This is a genomic window from Burkholderia mycopellens, assembly GCF_964265025.1.
Lineage (GTDB): Bacteria > Pseudomonadota > Gammaproteobacteria > Burkholderiales > Burkholderiaceae > Burkholderia.
Genome location: NZ_OZ183803.1, coordinates 2362534 through 2380605 on the forward strand (window position 1 = coordinate 2362534; position 18072 = coordinate 2380605).

At 68.8% G+C, this 18072-nt stretch carries 15 protein-coding genes; 4 read left to right on the top strand and 11 right to left on the bottom strand.

Annotated features, from left to right (window positions below; genetic code table 11):
- Nucleotides 1-324: 324 nt before the first annotated feature.
- Nucleotides 325-1242: a metal-dependent hydrolase gene (locus ACPTTC_RS28840; protein ID WP_423394909.1), complete on the bottom strand. Its 918-nt coding sequence runs from the start codon at nt 1240-1242 to the stop codon at nt 325-327.
- 581 nt (nt 1243-1823) lie between these two features.
- On the opposite strand from ACPTTC_RS28840, the gene ACPTTC_RS28845 reads away from it, so the two are divergent.
- The 3 genes from ACPTTC_RS28845 (at nt 1824) to ACPTTC_RS28855 (ending at nt 4635) form a co-directional block, all read left to right on the top strand.
- On the top strand, nt 1824-2165 hold the full coding sequence (locus ACPTTC_RS28845) for an FKBP-type peptidyl-prolyl cis-trans isomerase (RefSeq protein ID WP_043177872.1): 342 nt from the start codon (nt 1824-1826) through the stop codon (nt 2163-2165).
- A 35-nt stretch (nt 2166-2200) separates the two neighbouring features.
- Nucleotides 2201-2974: an AraC family transcriptional regulator gene (locus tag ACPTTC_RS28850; RefSeq protein WP_423394910.1), complete on the top strand. Its 774-nt coding sequence runs from the start codon at nt 2201-2203 to the stop codon at nt 2972-2974.
- 212 nt (nt 2975-3186) lie between these two features.
- On the top strand, nt 3187-4635 hold the full coding sequence (locus ACPTTC_RS28855) for an MFS transporter (RefSeq protein ID WP_423394911.1): 1449 nt from the start codon (nt 3187-3189) through the stop codon (nt 4633-4635).
- A gap of 13 nt (nt 4636-4648) precedes the next feature.
- Here the strand turns inward: ACPTTC_RS28855 and ACPTTC_RS28860 are convergent, their stop codons facing one another.
- Entirely contained in the window at nt 4649-5101 is a 453-nt protein-coding gene (locus ACPTTC_RS28860) for a winged helix-turn-helix transcriptional regulator (protein ID WP_423394912.1), read from the bottom strand.
- 154 nt (nt 5102-5255) lie between these two features.
- Here ACPTTC_RS28860 and ACPTTC_RS28865 point away from each other — a divergent pair, with 154 nt between their 5' ends.
- Entirely contained in the window at nt 5256-6491 is a 1236-nt protein-coding gene (locus ACPTTC_RS28865; RefSeq protein ID WP_423394913.1) for an MFS transporter, read from the top strand.
- A 142-nt stretch (nt 6492-6633) separates the two neighbouring features.
- On the opposite strand, the gene ACPTTC_RS28870 is transcribed toward ACPTTC_RS28865, so the two are convergent.
- The 9 genes from ACPTTC_RS28870 to ACPTTC_RS28910 form a co-directional block, all read right to left on the bottom strand.
- Nucleotides 6634-7800 (bottom strand): glycosyltransferase family 4 protein, encoded by a 1167-nt coding sequence (locus ACPTTC_RS28870; RefSeq protein WP_423394914.1) that lies wholly within the window; start codon nt 7798-7800, stop codon nt 6634-6636.
- Entirely contained in the window at nt 7800-8984 is a 1185-nt protein-coding gene (locus tag ACPTTC_RS28875; RefSeq protein WP_423394915.1) for a glycosyltransferase family 4 protein, read from the bottom strand. Before ACPTTC_RS28875 ends, ACPTTC_RS28870 begins: the two co-directional genes overlap by 1 nt.
- Nucleotides 8981-10447: an O-antigen ligase family protein gene (locus tag ACPTTC_RS28880; protein ID WP_423394916.1), complete on the bottom strand. Its 1467-nt coding sequence runs from the start codon at nt 10445-10447 to the stop codon at nt 8981-8983. The genes ACPTTC_RS28875 and ACPTTC_RS28880 overlap by 4 nt, the downstream gene beginning before the upstream one ends.
- A 10-nt stretch (nt 10448-10457) precedes the next feature.
- On the bottom strand, nt 10458-11594 hold the full coding sequence (locus ACPTTC_RS28885; RefSeq protein WP_423394917.1) for a glycosyltransferase family 4 protein: 1137 nt from the start codon (nt 11592-11594) through the stop codon (nt 10458-10460).
- A 49-nt stretch (nt 11595-11643) separates the two neighbouring features.
- Nucleotides 11644-12603, bottom strand: a complete 960-nt coding sequence (locus tag ACPTTC_RS28890) for a glycosyltransferase family 2 protein (RefSeq protein WP_423394918.1) — start codon at nt 12601-12603, stop codon at nt 11644-11646.
- A gap of 64 nt (nt 12604-12667) precedes the next feature.
- Nucleotides 12668-14893, bottom strand: coding sequence for a polysaccharide biosynthesis tyrosine autokinase (locus tag ACPTTC_RS28895; protein ID WP_423394919.1), 2226 nt, complete (start codon nt 14891-14893; stop codon nt 12668-12670).
- A gap of 50 nt (nt 14894-14943) precedes the next feature.
- On the bottom strand, nt 14944-16122 hold the full coding sequence (locus ACPTTC_RS28900; protein WP_423395735.1) for a polysaccharide biosynthesis/export family protein: 1179 nt from the start codon (nt 16120-16122) through the stop codon (nt 14944-14946).
- Nucleotides 16116-16559: a low molecular weight protein-tyrosine-phosphatase gene (locus ACPTTC_RS28905; RefSeq protein ID WP_175958463.1), complete on the bottom strand. Its 444-nt coding sequence runs from the start codon at nt 16557-16559 to the stop codon at nt 16116-16118. Before ACPTTC_RS28905 ends, ACPTTC_RS28900 begins: the two co-directional genes overlap by 7 nt.
- Before the next feature lie 30 nt (nt 16560-16589).
- A complete protein-coding gene (locus tag ACPTTC_RS28910; protein ID WP_423394920.1) occupies nt 16590-18002 on the bottom strand; it encodes a UDP-glucose dehydrogenase family protein in 1413 nt (470 codons plus the stop codon).
- Nucleotides 18003-18072 lie beyond the last annotated feature (70 nt).

Here is an 18072-nt window from a genome sequence, read left to right on the forward strand (position 1 = left end):
GGTGGACATTGTCATGAACGGTATATCGATGCGGCCGGCGCGCCGCTAGATGGGTGTTATCCCTGTGGCGTACGTGGGGGGAACCCTGATCGGGCGGCTGCGCGGCGCGCAAAGCCGCGCCGGTGCTGGCGCACGGCGCGCTCGGGCGATGCGGCGCACCCAGGATCCGCTTGCCCGCGCATGCGTGCGCAACGGGTCGACGGGCCGGCAAGGCAGCCGCGCGACCGGTTCGAGTTGATTTGGGTCAATCGTCAGAGGAAGCCGGCTGATGCACGAACGCAACATGCGCGGCCCGACGCCGCGCATGCTGGCGCAGCGGCGACCTCAGCGGCCCGATGCGAGCGGCGCCGGCGCGTTCGCGCGGCCACGGCCGGCCGGCGTGCCGCCGTGTTCGCCGTAGGTGGCGGCGAGCGCGTCGACTCGCGCCAGATGATGGTGATTGTCGTGATCCCACGGATGGAAGCCCGGCCGGAAGAAGCTCAGCCATTCGCCGGCGATGCGCGGGAACAACCCACGGCGCGGCCCGTAAAGGAACGCGATCATCCGCAGCATGCCGCGCACGTGATGGCCGGCGCCGCGATCGCGCCACAGCAGCGTCGCGTGCATCAGGAATACGGTCGGCCAGAACGTCAGCGTCGTCAGCAGATACACGCCGATACGGATCAGGTAACGGCGCAGCCCCGGTTCCATCGCCGCATTCCATACGTCGAACGACACGGCCTTGTGCTCGGTTTCCTCGAGCGCGTGCCAGATCCACATCTGGCGGTAACCCTCGACCGAGCCGTCGAGGCGCGTCGGGTCGCGCAGCAGCCAGTCGGCGAGCATCGCCGTGTAGTGCTCCGCCGCGACCGTGTGTGCGAGTTGCACCGAATGCGGGAGCTTGCGCTTCATGTAGCCGAGCACCGTCCACACGCGCTTGTCGAGTTTGCGCGCGGGCAGGTGGTTCGCCTGCATCAGCTCGTTGTACTCGATGTGCTCGCGCGTGTGCATCGCCTCCTGGCCGATGAAGCCGAGCACCTGCTGCTTCAGCACGGGATCGTCGATCCGGTCGCGGTAGTTGCGCACCGAATCCATGAAGAAGCGTTCGCCGGCCGGGAACAGCAGCGACAGCGCGTTGAAGAAATGGGTCACGTGCGACCCGAGGCCATGCCAGTCCTTCGCGCGTTCGACCGGCAGGTCGAAGCGCAGGTCGCGGCGCACCGGCATGATCCCGGCCGCGGTGGCGGAAGCGGCTGACTTCATGTTCATCGTTCTCCTGGTTCCGGAGCGGCCCGGCGCGTCACTCGACGTAGCCGGCGCGGGCCCGGGCGGCGCGTCGCGCACCGCCAAAATCTTGACATTGACAGCTGTAAAGATAGGCCGCCCGCGGCGGTGCACGCAAGCCGCGCGGTAGATGCGCGCTTCCAAACAGGGCACGGTCGAAAAGGCGAAAAAAACGGCGATCGAACAGTGTCCGGACCAGGTGGGATTCGAACGCGCGCGGCGGCGCGCGACGGCTATGCGCTGCTCCGCGCCGTGTTGCGTCGATGGCCCGAAAGCCTTGTGTGGCGGGTGCTTTGCGGAAATCGGCAGCGCCACGCGGCGCGTCACCGGGCGCCCCGGTAGCACCGATTCATACACGCGTCGCACTCGTGCGGTGCAACCGCGGTCGCCGGGTGCGCGAAAAATTCAAACGCGCGTTCCATTTGCGTGTCGGGCGATCGCGGCCGCGGTGACCCGGCGCCGCCCGCGACACGCGTGCGGCCGGCCGAAGGCCACGAGCGCCGGCCCGCTGCGCGCTCGCCTACAATAGCGCTTTTACCCATCCTTTTTCAGGAGAAGTCATGTCTGTCATCACGACCGAATCGGGCCTCAAATACGAAGACCTGACCGAAGGCACCGGCGACGTAGCGCAAGCCGGCCAGACCGTCAGCGTCCACTACACGGGCTGGCTGACCGACGGTCAGAAATTCGATTCGAGCAAGGATCGCAACGACCCGTTCGCGTTCGTGCTCGGCGGCGGCATGGTCATCAAGGGCTGGGACGAAGGCGTGCAGGGCATGAAGGTCGGCGGCGTGCGTCGCCTGACGATCCCGCCGCAACTCGGCTACGGCCCGCGCGGCGCAGGCGGCGTGATTCCGCCGAACGCCACGCTCGTGTTCGAAGTCGAACTGCTCGCCCTCTGACCCGGCACTCGAGCCGCCGGCTGAAGCCCCGCCTCATGGCACACCTTCCGTCCCCCACCGTCGCACTGCAACGCTACGACACGCTCGAAGCGTCGGACGTGCACGACTTTCACCAGATCGTGCTCGGCATCGATGGCGCGATGGTGATGGCGGTGGACGGCGTCAGCCAGCGTCTCGACCGGCACGGCGCGTGGCTGGTTCCGGCCGGCGCGCGCCACGATTACGCGGGCCTGGGCGAGAACCGCCAGCTCGTGCTCAATCTTCCCGCCGCATCGCTTGCGGTGCCGCAGCGGCTGTTCGACAGCGCGCGCGCCGTGACGATCGATCCGGCGCTGACGTCGCTGGTCGCGCAGATCGCGGCAGCCGCCGCGCGACTCGACGCGAGCGCCGGTGACGCGCAGCACGCGGCCGCGCACCGTTTCCAGTGGCAGGCCGCCGCGCGGCTGTGCGGCGCGCTGCTCGACGAACGCGGCATCGCCGCGCCCGCGTCGGGCCTCGATTTCGCGCGCATCGACCGCTGGCTGCGCGCACGGCTCGCGGAGCCGCTGCGCATCGCCGATCTTGCCGCGCACTGCGGCTACGGGATGCGCCGCTTTCATCAACTGTTCGTCGACGCGTTCGGCGAAACGCCGCATCGCTACCTGCAGCGGCTCAGGCTCGACGCGGCCGTGATCCTGCTCGCGGACGGCCGGTATCCGCTCGTCGATATCGCCGGGATGGTCGGCTTCGCGGATCAAAGCACGTTCACGCATGCGTTCACGAAGCGCTTCGGCATGGCGCCGGGACGCTGGCGCGGCGAGCGGCATTGAACGCAGCTGCGGTTTCGCGGCGGGCACGCATCAACGCACGTCGCGGCACGGTTCGGTAAAGCGCGTTCGCGCCAGACCGGCCGCGATCTTTGGCGCTTCTGCTTCTGCTTCTGCTTCGACCCCGCTCGTCGCCCCGCTATTTAGCATCGAGCGTTTCGACGCTTCACGTCCCGCTGAAACATCACCTGCCGGTCGCATCCTACGATTGACGCATGGATACGACCGCCCCCACCCCCGCCTTCCCGTCCGCGCTCGCCCGCATCGTCGCGACCGTCAGCACCGGTTTCGTCGTGACGCAGCTCGACGTGACGATCGTCAACATCGCGCTCGCGCATCTCGCCGGCGACCTGCACTTGCCGGTCGCCGGCCTGCAGTGGGTCGTCGATGCGTACACGCTCGCGTTTGCCGTCCTGATGCTGTCGGGCGGCGCGCTCGGCGACCGCTTCGGCGCGCGTCGCCTGTACCTCGCCGGCCTCGTGCTGTTCGCGCTGGCGTCGCTCGCGTGCGGCGCCGCGAGCGCACCCGCGATGCTGATCGCGGCGCGCGCGCTGCAGGGGGTCGGCGCCGCGGCGATGCTGCCCAATTCGCTTGCGCTGCTCAACGACGCATGTCGGCACGACCCGCACCTGCGCGCGCGCGCAGTCGGCTGGTGGACGGCGGCCGGCTCGATCTCGATCGCGGCCGGGCCGGTCGTCGGCGGCCTGCTGATCGCGGCATGGGGCTGGCGCGGCATCTTCCTCGTGAACCTGCCGCTGTGTGCGGCCGGGCTGGCGGCCGCCTTTGCATGGATACCCGCGCGCCGTGCAGTGGCGGCGCCGGCCGCGCCTTCCCGATCCGTTAGCGCACTCGACCTGCGCGGCCAGCTCATCGCGATCGCGATGCTGACCGCGCTGACCGGCGCCGTGATCGAATGGCGGCCGCTCGGCCTCACGCATCCGGTCGTCGCCGGCGGCTTCGCGCTGGCCGCACTCGCCGCGCTCGCGTTCGTTGCAGCGGAAACGCGCACGGCCACGCCGATGCTGCCGCTGTCGCTGTTCCGCCATCGCACCTTCAGCGCGGCCGTGCTGTTCGGGATCTGCGTGAATCTCACGTACTACGGCACCGTGTTCGTGCTCGCGCTGTATCTGCAGCGCGCACGCGGCGAATCGGCGTTGCAGGCGGGCCTTGCGTTCCTGCCGCTGACAGGCGGCTTCCTGCTGTCGAACCTCGCAAGCGGGCGCGTCGTGGCGCGTCACGGCCCGCGGGCGCCGATGCTGGCGGGCGCGCTCGTCGCCGCGCTCGGCTACGGGTCGCTGCATTTCATCGACGCGTCGACGCCGCTGGCCGTCCTGCTCGTGCCGTTCCTGCTGATTCCGACGGGCATGGGTTTCGCGGTGCCGGCCATGACGACCGCCGTGCTCGCGTCCGTCGCGCCCGAGCGGGCCGGCATCGCGTCGGCCGTGCTGAATACCGCGCGGCAGGCCGGCGGCGCGATGGGCGTGGCAGCGTTCGGCGCGCTCGCCGGCGGTGGCGGCGCGAGGCAGGTCGTGGACGGGTTGCGGATCGAAACGGCCGTGTCGGTCGCGCTGCTGGTCACCGCCGCGCTGCTCGCGACGCTGGTGCGGCCCGATGCGCATCGCGGCGCATCTTCCGCGCGTCAGGCCGTGGCGGCGGCCGATTGAACCTCGGGCGCGGTCATGCGCCGCCGACCTTCTTCACAACCGTCTCGCCCGCCTTCAACGGCCGGCCGTCGTCATGCCGCAGCGCGAGCTTGCGGATCGCGCGCCCGGTACTGCGGTCGACCAGCACCGAATGCGGCTCGCCGCGCGCAAACAGGTTCGCCTCGCCCCACTGCCGCAGCATCACGATCACCGGAAACAGCCCCTCGCCCTTTTTGGTGAGCACGTACTCCTGATACGCGCTGCCGTCCGACGCCGGCACGACGTCGAACACGCCCGCGTCCACCAGCATCTTCAGCCGGTCGGACAGGATGTTGCTCGCGACGCCGAGGCTCGCGCGGAAATCGCCGAACCGGCGCACGCCGTCGAATGCATCGCGCACGATCAGCAACGCCCAGCGATCGCCGACGATATCGGTCGCCCGCGCCACCGGGCACGGCGAATCCGCAAGACTTTTCTGCCTGGCCATGTTCCTCTCCGCAATCTTGCCGGCCGCCTTCGCGGCAACACCGGCCATCCGTGCACGGACGTCTCGCCCGCCGCACAACAGGTTGCATTTTAAAACTACTTTTCCTACACTCCACACTGGTTTTAATTTGCAACTACTTTGCGCGAGGGAACCCATGGCGTCTTCCTGTCATTCCGGCACCGTTGCAGCGGACGTGCCGACACATGCTGCACATCCGGCCGGTGGCGGCCGCCTGTCCGCGGCGCGCGTCGCGGTGCTGGCCGTGTGCTGCGCGGCCAGTGTCGCGAACGTGTACTACGCGCAGCCGCTGCTCGACTCGATCGCGCGGGATTTCGGCGTGTCCCAGACGGCCGTCGGCGGCGTCATCACCGCGACGCAACTCGGCTGTGCGCTCGCGCTGCTGTTCGTCGTGCCGCTCGGCGACCTGCTGAACCGCAAGCGCCTGATCGCCGTGCAGCTTCTGCTGCTGACGGCGGCGTGCATCGGCGTGGCCGCATCGTCGACGCGCGTCGCGCTGCTGGCGGGCATGGCCGCGGTCGGGCTGCTCGGCACCGCGATGACGCAGGGGCTGATCGCATGCTCCGCCGCGCTCGCGGGCGCAGGCGAACGCGGGCGCGTGGTGGGTGCCGCACAGGGCGGCGTCGTGGTCGGGTTACTGGCCGCGCGCTCGCTGGCGGGCGTCGTCACCGATATCGCGGGCTGGCGAGCCGTCTATCTGGTGTCGGGTGCGCTGGCGATCGCGATGCTCGTCGTGCTGTCGCGGCTGTTGCCGGACGAGACCGCACCGCGCGAGCGCATCGGCTACGCGGCGCTGCTGCGATCGATGGTGTCGTTGCTGCGTGACGAACGCGTACTGCGCGTGCGTGGCGTGATCGCGCTGCTGATGTTCGCGGCGTTCAGCATCTTCTGGAGCGCGCTGGTGCTGCCGCTGAGCGCGCCGCCGCACGCGATGTCGCATACGCAGATCGGTGCGTTCGGCCTCGTCGGCGCGCTGGGCGCGGCAGCCGCCGCCCGCGCGGGCCGGCTCGCGGATCGCGGGCGCGGCGAAGCGACGACCGGCGCGGCGCTCGCGCTGCTCGCATGCTCGTGGCTGCCGCTCGCGTTCGGCGATACATCGATTGCATGGCTGATCGTCGGCATCGTGCTGCTCGATGTCGGCGGGCAGGCCGTCCACGTCGTCAACCAGAGCATGATTCTCGGCGCACGGCCCGACACGCATGCGCGCCTCGTCGGCTGCTACATGCTGTTCTATTCGGCCGGCAGCGGGCTCGGCGCGATTGCGTCGACGATGATGTATGCGCGCGCCGGATGGGCAGGCGTCTGCGTGCTCGGCGCGGTCGTGAGCGTCGCGGCGCTCGGGGTCTGGGCCGCGACGCTCAGGCGCGCGTGATGCGGGCCGGCGCCGCGTATCGAATGGAGAAAACCGGCCTGCTCTCCGTGGCGGCCGGCACGCGAACCGGCCACGCATGCGCGCCGGTTTGCGCTCTCGGTTCCGCTCCCGGTCCGGCGCGCAGGTTGCGCGCCGCGGGCGCTCAGCCTGCCGCCTGGATCGCCTCTTCGTACACGCCGGCAACGCGCCGCGCGATCACCGCATTGTCGAAATGATCGCGTGCATAGCGCTTGCACGCGGCCTCGTCGGGCAGCCTGATCGCGCCCGACAACGCGGCACCGAGCCCTTCCGCGATCGCGTCCGCACCCGTGGACGGCAGCACGAGATCGTCGGACAGCCCGGCAACCGCCTCCGGCAGCCCGCCCACTGGCGTGACCAGCACGGGCGTGCCGGACGCGAGCGATTCGACGGTGATCAGCCCGAAGCCTTCGAGCGCGACCGTCGGCACGACGCTGACCGTCGCCGCGCGGTACAGCGCCGCGAGATGGTTGTCGGGCACGAAGCCGAGCAGCTTCACGTTGTCCTGCAGCCCGGCCGCATCGATGCGCTGCTGCAGTTCCTCGCCGATCTTGCCCTTGCCGGCGATCAGCAGCAGCAGGTCCGGGTGACGGTGCTTGAGGAGGCCGATCGCATCGATCAGGTCCTCAAGCCCCATGCGCCGCACGAGCCGGCGCACGGCCAGCACGATCGGCCGGTCCTGCGGCAGTTGCAGCTTGTGCCGGGCCTCGGTCGGTGTGAGCGGCGTATCGAACTGCGCGGTATCGACGCAGCCGGGAATCACGCGCACGCGCGACGGCTCGATCCCGTAGCGGTTCGTCAGGATCTGGCCGAAGGCCTGCGACAGCACGATCAGCCGCGACGAACGCGTATAGACGGCCTGTTCGAGATAGCGCTTCGCGCGCTGCCCGAGCGACGCGGCGCCCTCGACCTGGCTTTCGTCGGCCCACGGCCCCTGGAAGTGCGACACCTGCGGAATTCCGCGCGTGACGTCGAGGCCCGGGAACGTGTACAGCGCGAAGTGCGACGAGATCACGTCCGGCCGCTCGCTGCGGATCTCCTCTCGCAGCGCGCGACGCGCGGCGAGCATCCGGCGCGCAAGCGATTCCGATGCGGGGCCGAAGCCCTGGATCGCGCCATCCGTGTCGTCGGCGACCTTCGGCGAGCCGGCAACGAGCCCGCGCACCTCGACGCCCGCGCCCGGCAGCGCGCCGACGAGCGAGTAGTACATCCGGTCAAGGCCGCCCGCACGTTCGGGGAACCAGTGCATGCCGATTTGCAACGATTTGATCGGCCGGGAGGATTGGGACATCAAGATTGCTCCTGGGTGACCGCATGCTCGACCCGCTCGAAAGCGGACGGCTGCGTGGGTTGGCCGATGCGCCGGTAGAGCGCGACGTACTGGGCACCCATGTGCGCCCAGCCGAAACGGGTCATCAGTTCGCGGGCTGCCATGCCCATCGCGCGACAGGTGTCGCGCGAGGCCGCGAGCGCGCCGATCGCCTGTGCGAGTGCGGCCGGATCGTCCGGATCCTCCAGCACGATCCCGCATTCGCGCGTGATGATTTCCGCTCCGCCCGCCGTACGCGCGGTGACGACCGGCAGCCCGGCCGCCATCGCCTCGAGCAGCGACAGGCTCATCGCTTCGTAGCGCGACGGAAACACGTAGGCGTCGACCGAGCGCATCAGCGTCGGCATGTTTTTCACGAGACCGAGGAAATGCACGCGCGAATCGATACCGAGCGCACGCGCCTCTTCCGGATACGGGCTGCCCGGCAGATAGCCGGCCACCGCCAGATGCACGTTCGCCGGCAGCTTCGTCAGCGCCTTCAGCACGGTGCCGAGGTTCTTGCGCGGCGTGCGCAGGTCGCCGACGAACAGCAGCAGGAACGCATCGGCCGGCAGCTTGAACGCGGCACGGTCGGCCACGGCGCCCGCGAACGCGCCGGCGTCGACACCGTTGTAGATCACGCTGATCTTGCGGCTGTCGATGCCGAGCCCGGCGATCTCGTCGGCCACCTTCTGCGATACGGCCGTGATCGCGCGCGAACGCCGGTACGCCCAGCGCTCGAGCGTCGTGTTCACGCGCGTGTAGACATACTGGTAAGCCGACCACAGCCCTTTCGTCGGCCCGAACGGATAGTACGGACTCTTGAACCAGCCGCCATGCACGAAGTGCGCGGTATTCACGTCGGCCTTGATCCACGAAATGAAGCCGTTCACGTGCAGCACGTCGTACTCGCCGCGGTGCGCGCGCAGCCAGGCCGCGCTCTTCAGCGCGAACACCTGCTGCTTGACGAGATTCGACGGCCAGAAGCCGCCGACCTTCACGGGCACCCAGCGCACGCGCGGGTCGGCCAGCAGCTCCGGCGCGACGTACGACGCGACCAGCGTGACCTCGTAGTGCTCGGCCAGCGCCGCGCGCGCGATTTCGTAATTGACGCGGCCCTGCCCGTCGTTATGTCGCACGACGTGCGTGACGATCGCGATTCTCAATGGACGCCTCCCCGTAAACGCGCGGCGGCCAGCAGGCGTTGAGCCTTTTGCCAGTGCGCCGCGGAAAGAATCGAAAAAATGGCTGTGAACATCAACAGGCCGCCCGTGCCGATCAGCGAGTTCGTGAACACGAGCATCGCGAAGGTCGACAGGCACAGGCTCAGGCACGCGCCGACGAACTTGTCCTTGCGCAGCCTGAACGCCGCGCGCAGCGTGCGGCCGAACAGCATCACGACGCCCGAGAGGTACAGCAGCGTGCCGGGCCAGCCGAGCACGAACGGCACGTTCATCACGCCGCTGTCGAAGCTGCCGTACTTGCCGAGCTCGCCGCTGTCGCTCGACAGCTTCGTGGATGCACCCGTCGCGCCCATCCCTTCGCCGGCGACGTCGGTGAACGCCGTCTGCGCGAAGGTGGCGTAGAACTTGTTGCGGTCGTCGTAGCTGCGGTCGTCCTTCAGGTTCGTGATCGACTGCAGACGCTGGCCGAGACGATCGGCCACCGGCCCGACGGTCAGCAACGGCACGCACAGCCCGACCAGCACGACGCCGCTGATCAGGATCCGCATCCGCACGCGGTTGTTCGACTGCGCGAGCTGGATCGCCAGCGCGATCACCCAGCCGCCCCACGTCGAGCGCACGAGACACAGCGCGAACGACACGAAGCCGGCCGCCCCGGCGAACCAGCGGATCTTCTGCGGCGCCGCGAGCACGAACACCAGCGCGCCCATCATCGCGAACGCGAACGGCCCCGACGAGTTCATCGTGCTGAACACGCGCACGCCGTACGGCACCGGCTCGCCCTGCGAGCCCATGTCGGAACCGATCATCCACAGCACGTCCCACTGCGGCATCACGAAATACTGCACGACGCCGTAGACGCCCATCACGAGCATGCCCCACATGAACGTGGACAGCAGTACGTCACGGTACTCGGGGTAGTCGCGCGCATTGACCATGATGTGGAAGCCGATCAGCACCGGGTACACCCAGTTCGCGAGGTCGTAGGTCGCGGCCATCACGCCGCTCGACACGATCCCGACGAGGTACGCATAGGTGAGCCCGAACAGCATCAGCAGGATCGGGATCCCGCGCCGCTGCGCGAGCACGCGGTAATGCCGGATCAGCCCGAAGCCGGCGATCATCGTCACCGCGAGCGGCGCGACCTGGATCAGGCTCGTCGGCGTGAACGCGCCCTTCGACCAGTCGGCGAGACGCCGCACTTCCGGGCTCAGGAACCACACCCACCACATGAAGCCGACGTAGCGCGCCGGACTCTTGAAATACAGCCAGATGCCGACCGCGATGGCCAGCACCGGAAACGCGAGCGTCAGCACCTTGCCCTGGTGAATGGCGATCAGCGCGGCCGTGAACGTCCACAGCCCGGCCTGGCCGACCCAGTGTTTCGGCTCGGGAAGCCGGTTGCGTTTGCGCGACGGCGCGCGTTCGGCGGCAATCGTACTCATCGATCCGCTCTCACCGCGACGACGGGCGCGAATCCGCGAGCGGCATCGCCAGGCCCGCGGCTGCCGGCGTGCGGCGCCGGCGCAGCATGTCGCGCGTGATCCGCACGTGCTGCTCGGCGAACGCCTGCGTGGTCAGGTCGCGTTCGCGCAGGCACGCGGCGGCGGCCCGCGCGCAGCCGAGCGCCGCAACCGGATCGGCCGCGAAGCGATCGGCGGCCTGGCGCATCGCCTGCGCGTCGAAGGCCGGCACATAGGCGGCCGTATCGGGCGGGAAGTAGTCGCCGAGCCCGCCGACGTCAGACACGATCATCGGCTTGCCGACGGCGGCCGCCTCGAGCATCACCGTGATGCCCGACGCGTGGAAGTTCGGCCGCAACGGCACGACGATCACGTCGGCCCACGCGTACAGCTCGTGCTGCTTCGCGAGCCCCGATGCCGAGCCGATCTTCACGTTCGGCGCATGCCACTCGCGCGGCACGCGACGCCGCGTCGCGAGCCGCACGTCGTAGCGTTCGTCGCCGCCGAACGCGGCGAGGAAGGTGCGCCAGTCGCGGTCGCGGTCGTTGCCGATCGCCGCGATCCGCAGCGGCCGGTTCGGTTGCCATTGCCGCGGCTCGGTGAGCGGGAAATCCTGCGTGTTCAGCCCGTAGTAGACGAACTCGGCATCGCGCCCGAGGTAGCGGCGGCACAGGTCGGCGTTGTCGCGGGCGAGCGTGGTCAACGCGTCGGCACGCGCGAGCAGCTTGCGGTACAGCCAGCGCCGCGGGCCGCCGAAGCTGCCCCACTTGTCGAACAGCCAGACGCTCTGTGCGAGCAGCAGCGGGCGCTTGCCCTGCGCACCGGCGAGCTTCAGGATCAGCGCAGCAGCCAGATGCTCCTGTTCCGTGTGCGTCCAGATCACGTCGGTGTTCAGCAGCGCGGCGCGGTTGCGCCACGCATGCACGACGTCGAAGCCGAGCACCGCCTTCAGCGCGCGGCGCGCGAGGCTGGCGACGCGGCTCTCGCCCGCATCCTGCGAATAGGTCAGCCGGAATTCGTCGGATTCGGCATGGTGATAACCGTACAGACAGCCGATGTTCTCGCCTTTCCGGTAGGTACGCGGATCGGCGCCGTAAAACAGGTGAACGTGAACCTTGGTTGCAGTCATTCGAGCCCTTCTCCGGGTTCGGCCGCGCGGCGTGGCGCGCGCGGCGCGTTCAAGACGTCACCGGCGGCATCGCCGCACGATGGGGGGCAGGGTTCGCCCGGCGGGCATCGCGCGCGCCGCGGCGCACCGCGCGCCAATGCGCCCGGATCCGCTCGCGCTTCGCCGTAGGCAGCGACAGCAGCACGTGCGCGAAGCCCGGGTAGACGCGCGTACCGACCAGCGTCCACCACCACCACGCGATCTCGCGCCGGACCGGCGGAAGGTGATCGCGCAGGATCAGGTGCAGGTTGTACGCGCCGTTGCTGATCGCATTCAGCGACGCGGCATCGCGCCGGTCGTCGTCGAAGCGCTCCGCCGGAAAATGATCGACCGCGATCGCCGGGTCGTAGACGAGCTTCCAGCCGTCGCGCTGCACCTGCATGCTGAAACCCATGTCGTTGTGCACCTGCGCACCGGCGCCTCGCAGCCGCGTGTCGAAGCGCAGCCGCTCGATCGCGGCACGGCGGTAGCTCATGTTCGCGCCTTTCAGCATGTCGACTTCGCGCGGGCCGCCGACGCCGAGATGATGATTGCCGACGATCTTGCCGGACAGCGTGAGCTGGCCGACGAGCTCGCGCGATTCGTCGAGCACGCGGCCCTTCTCGTGCACCCAGTCGCGCCCGCCGACCGCCCCCACGCGCGGATCGGCTTCGAACACCGATACGACACGCGCGAGCCAGTCGGGGCGGGGGGCGGCGTCGTCGTCGGTGATCGCGACGACGTCGCCGTTCGCCGAGTCGAGCCCCTTGTTCAGCGCGGCGACCTGGCCCGGCACGTCGACCGGCACGATGCGCAGCGGCAGCGCGCCGCCGACCGCCGGATCGGCGAGCCGTTCGTGCGTGGCGTCATCCTCCGGGCGCGCGACGACGATCACCTCATCGGGCAGCCGATGCTGCCGCTGCAGCGCCAGCAGGCAGCGCGCGAGGTCGGCGGGACGCCGATAGGTCGGAACGAGCACGGAAATTTTCATCGTTGGTTCTCCTGTCGACCGGGCGGGCAACGCTCGCTGCCCGCCCGGTTACGTGCGGTGCGGATCAGGCGCTCAGGTATTCGTGCACGGCCGCATAGCCGCGGCCGTAGCCGCGCGCCTTCGGCGGCACGCCGTTGAAGATCCCGCCTTCCAGGTCGACGCCCGCGGTGCGCAGGCGCTTGATCGCGTCGGCGATCTCGCCTTCGGTGTGCATGCCCGAGCGCAGCACGAGGAACGTCGAGCCGGCCATGCGGCCGATGATCGTCGCATCGGTCACCGCGAGCACCGGCGGCGAATCGATCAGGATCACGTCGTAGCGCTTGCCGAGCCCTTCGAGGTATTGCGGCAGGCGCGTCGACATCAACAGCTCAGACGGGTTCGGCGGACGCGTGCCGGCCGAGATGAACGACAGGCCCTGCACCGGCGTCTCGCGCACCGCTTCCTCGAGCGCCGACTGGTCGCTCAGCAGTTCGGACAGGCCCGGCTGCGACGTGAGGCCGAAGTAGCGGTCGAGGAGGCCGCGACGCATGTCCGCGTCGATCAGCAGCACGCGCTTGCCCGAATGCGCGAGCAGCACCGCGAGGTTGACCGCCAGGAAACTCTTGCCGATGCCGGGCGTCGGGCCCGTCAGCACGATCACGCGGTTCTTCGCGTCCATCATCGCGAACTGCATCGCGGTGCGCAGGCTGCGCAGGCTCTCGACGCTGAGATCCTTCGGACGCAGGCTCGCGAGGATCGGCCGCGCGCGGCTGCCGCCCTTCTCGGCCTGTGCGTCGAGCTTCGCCTGCTCGGCGCTTTGCGGCACCAGCCCGTACAGCGGCAGGTTGAACGCGCGCTCGATGCGGTCGGGATCCTCGATGCCCTGGAAAAGATTGCGGCGCAGGAACACAACGCCCGTGCCGAGGATCAGCCCGAGGAACACCGCGGCCGACAGGATCAGCACCTTCTTCGGCTTGACCGGATCGCCCGGACGCAGCGCGGAATCGACGAGGTGGATGTTGCCGCCCGTGCCGGCCCGCTGCACCGACAGTTCCTGCACGCGGTTCAGCAGCAGTACGTAGATGTCCTCTGCAACCTTCGCGTCACGCTGCAACTGGACGGCCTTCACTTCGGTGGCCGGCAGGCTGCGGAAGCGGTTGCTGAACTTGTCCTTCTCGCCCTGCAGCTCCGCGAGCTGCTGCTTCGCGGCGATCACCATCGGGTGCGAATCGGTGAAGCGCTGCGCGAGCGACGCGAGCTGCAGGCGCTGCGCGGCGATCTGCTGCTCGTACTGCACGCTGCCCTCGAGGTAGACCTTCGCCTCGTCGCTCGCGTTGATCGAGCCCGACGTGCGCTGGTACTGCGTCAGCGCGGCTTCCGCGCGTTCGAGGTCGGCCTTCAGGCGCGGCTCCTCGCCCTTCAGGAAGTCGAGCATCTTGGTCGCCTCGGCCTGCTTCGCGACCACGTGCTGGTTCAGGTACGACTGCGCGAGCGCGTTCGCGATCGCGGCGGTCTGGTCCGGATCCTTGCCTTCGAGCGAGATCTGCACGACGCCCGTCTGCTTGCCCTGCTCGGTCACCTGGATGCCGGTCTGGAAGCCGCTGATCGCGTCGAGATCGTTGAAGCGCACCACCGTGAACTGCGTGCCGGGGCGCGCGACGAGCTTCGACACGAGCAGGGTCACGCCGCCGCCCTGCGCCGATTCGCCGACATGGCCCGACAGCAGCCGCATGCCGTTCTGGTCGACGAGCGAATAGGTGCCGTTCGGGCCGGCCGTCAGCGTCAGCTTCTTGCCTTCGAGCGCGGGCACGACGTTGATCGAATCGACGTCGGCGATTTCGCCGCCCCACGCATACGATTTCAGGCCGAGCCACGGCCGGGCCGGCATACCCGGCGTCGCCATGCGCGCGGCGAGGCTGCCGATCACCGGCAGCGTCTTCGGCGCGACCGAGAAGTTCAGCTTGAACTGCTCGACCACCGGCGCGACCACGCCGCGGCTCTTGATGATCTCGATTTCCGCATCGGTCTGCGCCTGCTGCGGACCGGTGTTGATCGTCGCGCCGGTCTGCGTCTGCGTGAGCGCCTGCGACGTGTTGTCGTTGCTCTCGACCCGCACGTGCACGTCGGCCTGGTAGACCGGCTTCGCGATGTAGCAGTACAGGCCGGCGAGCGCGACGACCGTGACCGCGATACCGAGCAGCAGCCAGATGTCGTCCATGATCACCTGGAGCAGCTGGCCGAGGACGACGTCCTCTTCCTCGGTTTTCGCGGACAGATCCGCGTAGGAGTGTTTCGCTTGCGTGTTCACCATTCGTTCCCGCTTGAGTGGTGCCGGGGCGGAGAGGCCGCCCCGGCGGGCTATCAGCGCGTGATCTGCCGCATGTAGAAGATCGTCTGGATCGTCGGCAGCACCTGCTGCAACACACGGTTGAACTGCACCGAGCCGGCCGTGCTGACGTAGACGACGTCGAGCGGTTGAAGCGGGAAGCGGCTCGACAACATCAGCGCATCCGGCTGCGTCATGTCGAGACGGAACACTTCAGGCTTCGTCGGGTTTTCGCGCATGCCGCGCATCACGTAGATCTTGCGCGGGTTCGCGTCGGTATCGAGGATCCCGCCGCCCGCCGTTAGCGCGTCGGCGATCGTCAGCTTGCCCTTGAGCATCGGCACCGTGACCGGCGTCTTGACCTCGCCCATGATGAACACGCGGCTGTCGCTGCGATCCGGCACGTTGACGATGTCGCCCGGCTGCAGCATCACGTTCTGCCGCACTTCGCCGCGGTCGAGCACGCCGTTCGCGTCGAGCGTGTAGAGCTTGCCGTCGCGCGTCAGGCGCACGCGCTGCAGGTCGGCCTCGCTGGTCGAGCCGCCCGAGCGCGAGATCGCGTCGACCAGCGTCAGCGGCACGTCGCTCACCGCGAGCGGGCCCGGCTGCTTCACCTCGCCCGTCACCTGCACCTTCTGACTGCGGAACGACAGCACGCGCACGTCGAGCTGCGGATTCTTCACGTAGCGCGACAGCGAGGTGGCCATCTGCTCGCGGATCTGCGCGACCGTCTTGCCGGCCACCTTGATGCGGCCGACGAACGGGAAGAAGATCGTGCCGTCGGCGGCGACCGTCTGGCCGTACGGGTCGGCCTGGCCCGGCAGCGCGGTCGTATACGGCTGCTGCAGCGCGCCCGCGACCGACTGCGTCGTGTTGCCGCCGCTCGAGAACGACTGCCCCTGCGGCGTCGTCAGCTCCGGGTGGTCCCACACGGTGACGCCGAGGATGTCCTGCGGGCCGACGCGGTACACGTACTCCGACGGATCGGTAAAACGTCCGGGCGGCAGCGGATGGTCGACCTGCGCTTTCTGCAGCTGGTCCATCACCACTTGGGCGTCGATGTAATGAACCGGATAGGTTTCGGCCGCTTGCTGCCGGCCTTCGTCCTTCAGGTTCGACGAGTCGAGGTAGTTGCCGGGCGCGGTTGCACAGGCCGACAGGAAAGTCGTCAGCGCGACGGCAAGCGCCACCGGGCGCATCGGGCGTTTCAGCATAGTTTCTGTAGCCATCCTTGAACCAGGCGTTCGATCAGTGAGTAGCTTTCGCGGTAATCGGCCTCGGGGCCGCCGTGCGGATCGGCGATCTCGGCGCCTTCCCACTTGCCGAGCAGGTGGACCTTGCCGCGCGCGAACGGATCGACCGACTCGACGGCCGCAATCTGTCCGCGCTCGCTGACGAGAATCAGATCGGCGTCGCGCACGATCCGGCGCGACAGCCGCCGCGAGCGATGGGTCGTCGCATCGACGCCGTGCTCGGCGAGCAGTTGACGCATCACCGGATCGATGCCGTCGCCGTCGTTCGCATGCACGCCGGCCGAGTGGAACGTCGGGCGCGGGCCGCCGCGCGACGCGGCGTGCGACTTGAACAGCATTTCCGCTGCCGGGCTGCGGCAGACGTTCGCATGACAGACGATCAGGATGTTCCGGAACATGGCATCTCGTGACGAGTGACGGGAAACGGGTTACGCGCTTGCGGGCGCGGTGCCCGGCACTCGGGCGGCGACGGCCTGGCGCGAGCCCGGCCGGCCGATCGGGTGGTACTCGATGCCCAGCTCGCTCATCGTCTCCGGCTCGTACAGGTTGCGGCCGTCGAAGATCACCGGCGCTTTCCACAGGCGGCCGAGCGCGGCGAAGTCGGGGCTCTTGAAGATCTTCCATTCGGTGACGATCACGAGCGCGTCGGCATCGCGTGCGGCCTGCGCCTCGTCGTCGACGAACGTCAGGCGCTCGAGCCAGCTCGGGTGATCGGCGAGATCGAGCGCGATCACGCGGCGCGCTTCCTGCTGCGCGACCGGGTCGTACGCGGCGATGCGCGCGCCGCGCGACAGCAGCTCGGCGATCAGCTCGCGGCTCGGCGCCTCGCGCATGTCGTCGGTGTTCGGCTTGAACGCGAGGCCCCAGATGGCGAACGTGCGGCCGGTCAGGTCCTCGCCGAAACGCGCGACGATCTTCTCGGCGAGCACGCGCTTTTGCGTGGCGTTGACCGACGACACCGCTTTCAGGATCTGCAGCGCCTGCCCGTGCTCGTCGGCCGTGCGGATCAGCGCCTCGACGTCCTTCGGAAAGCACGAACCGCCGTAGCCGCAGCCGGCATACAGGAAGTGATAGCCGATGCGCGGATCGGAGCCGATCCCGCGGCGCACGGCCTCGATGTCCGCACCGAAGCGGTCGGCGAGGTTCGCCAGCTCGTTCATGAACGAGATGCGGGTCGCGAGCATCGCGTTCGCCGCGTATTTCGTGAACTCGGCCGAGCGCACGTCCATATACAGCGTGCGTTCGTGGTTGCGGTTGAACGGCGCGTAGAGCTTCTTCATCAGCTCGCGGGCGCGCTCGCCCGGCACGTCGTCGTCGCAGCCGATCACGATGCGGTCCGGCCGCGTGAAATCGTCGACCGCCGCGCCTTCCTTCAGGAATTCCGGGTTCGACACGACCGAGAACATCTGGTCGCCACCGCGCTTCGCGAGTTCTTCCGCCACCGCCGCGCGCACGCGTTCGGCCGTGCCGACCGGCACCGTCGACTTGTCGACGATCACCTTGAAGCCCGTCATGGTGCGGCCGATGTTGCGGGCGGCCGCGAGCACGTATTGCAGGTCGGCCGAACCGTCCTCGTCGGGCGGCGTGCCGACCGCGATGAACTGCACGTCGCCGTGCGCGACCGCGGCCTCGATATCGGTCGAGAAACGCAGGCGGCCGGCCGCGCGATTGCGCGCGATCACTTCCTTGAGGCCCGGCTCGTGGATCGGCACGCCGCCGTTGTTCAGGATGTCGATCTTTGCCTGGTCGACGTCCAGACAGAACACGTCGTGCCCGATGTCGGCGAGACAGGCGCCGGTGACAAGACCTACGTAACCGCTGCCGATGATAGTCAGATTCATGATGTGTCGGACCTCTTGACCAATGATTCGAAATTCGTAAAACCGGAATGCCTGCGCGGCGCGATCTCGG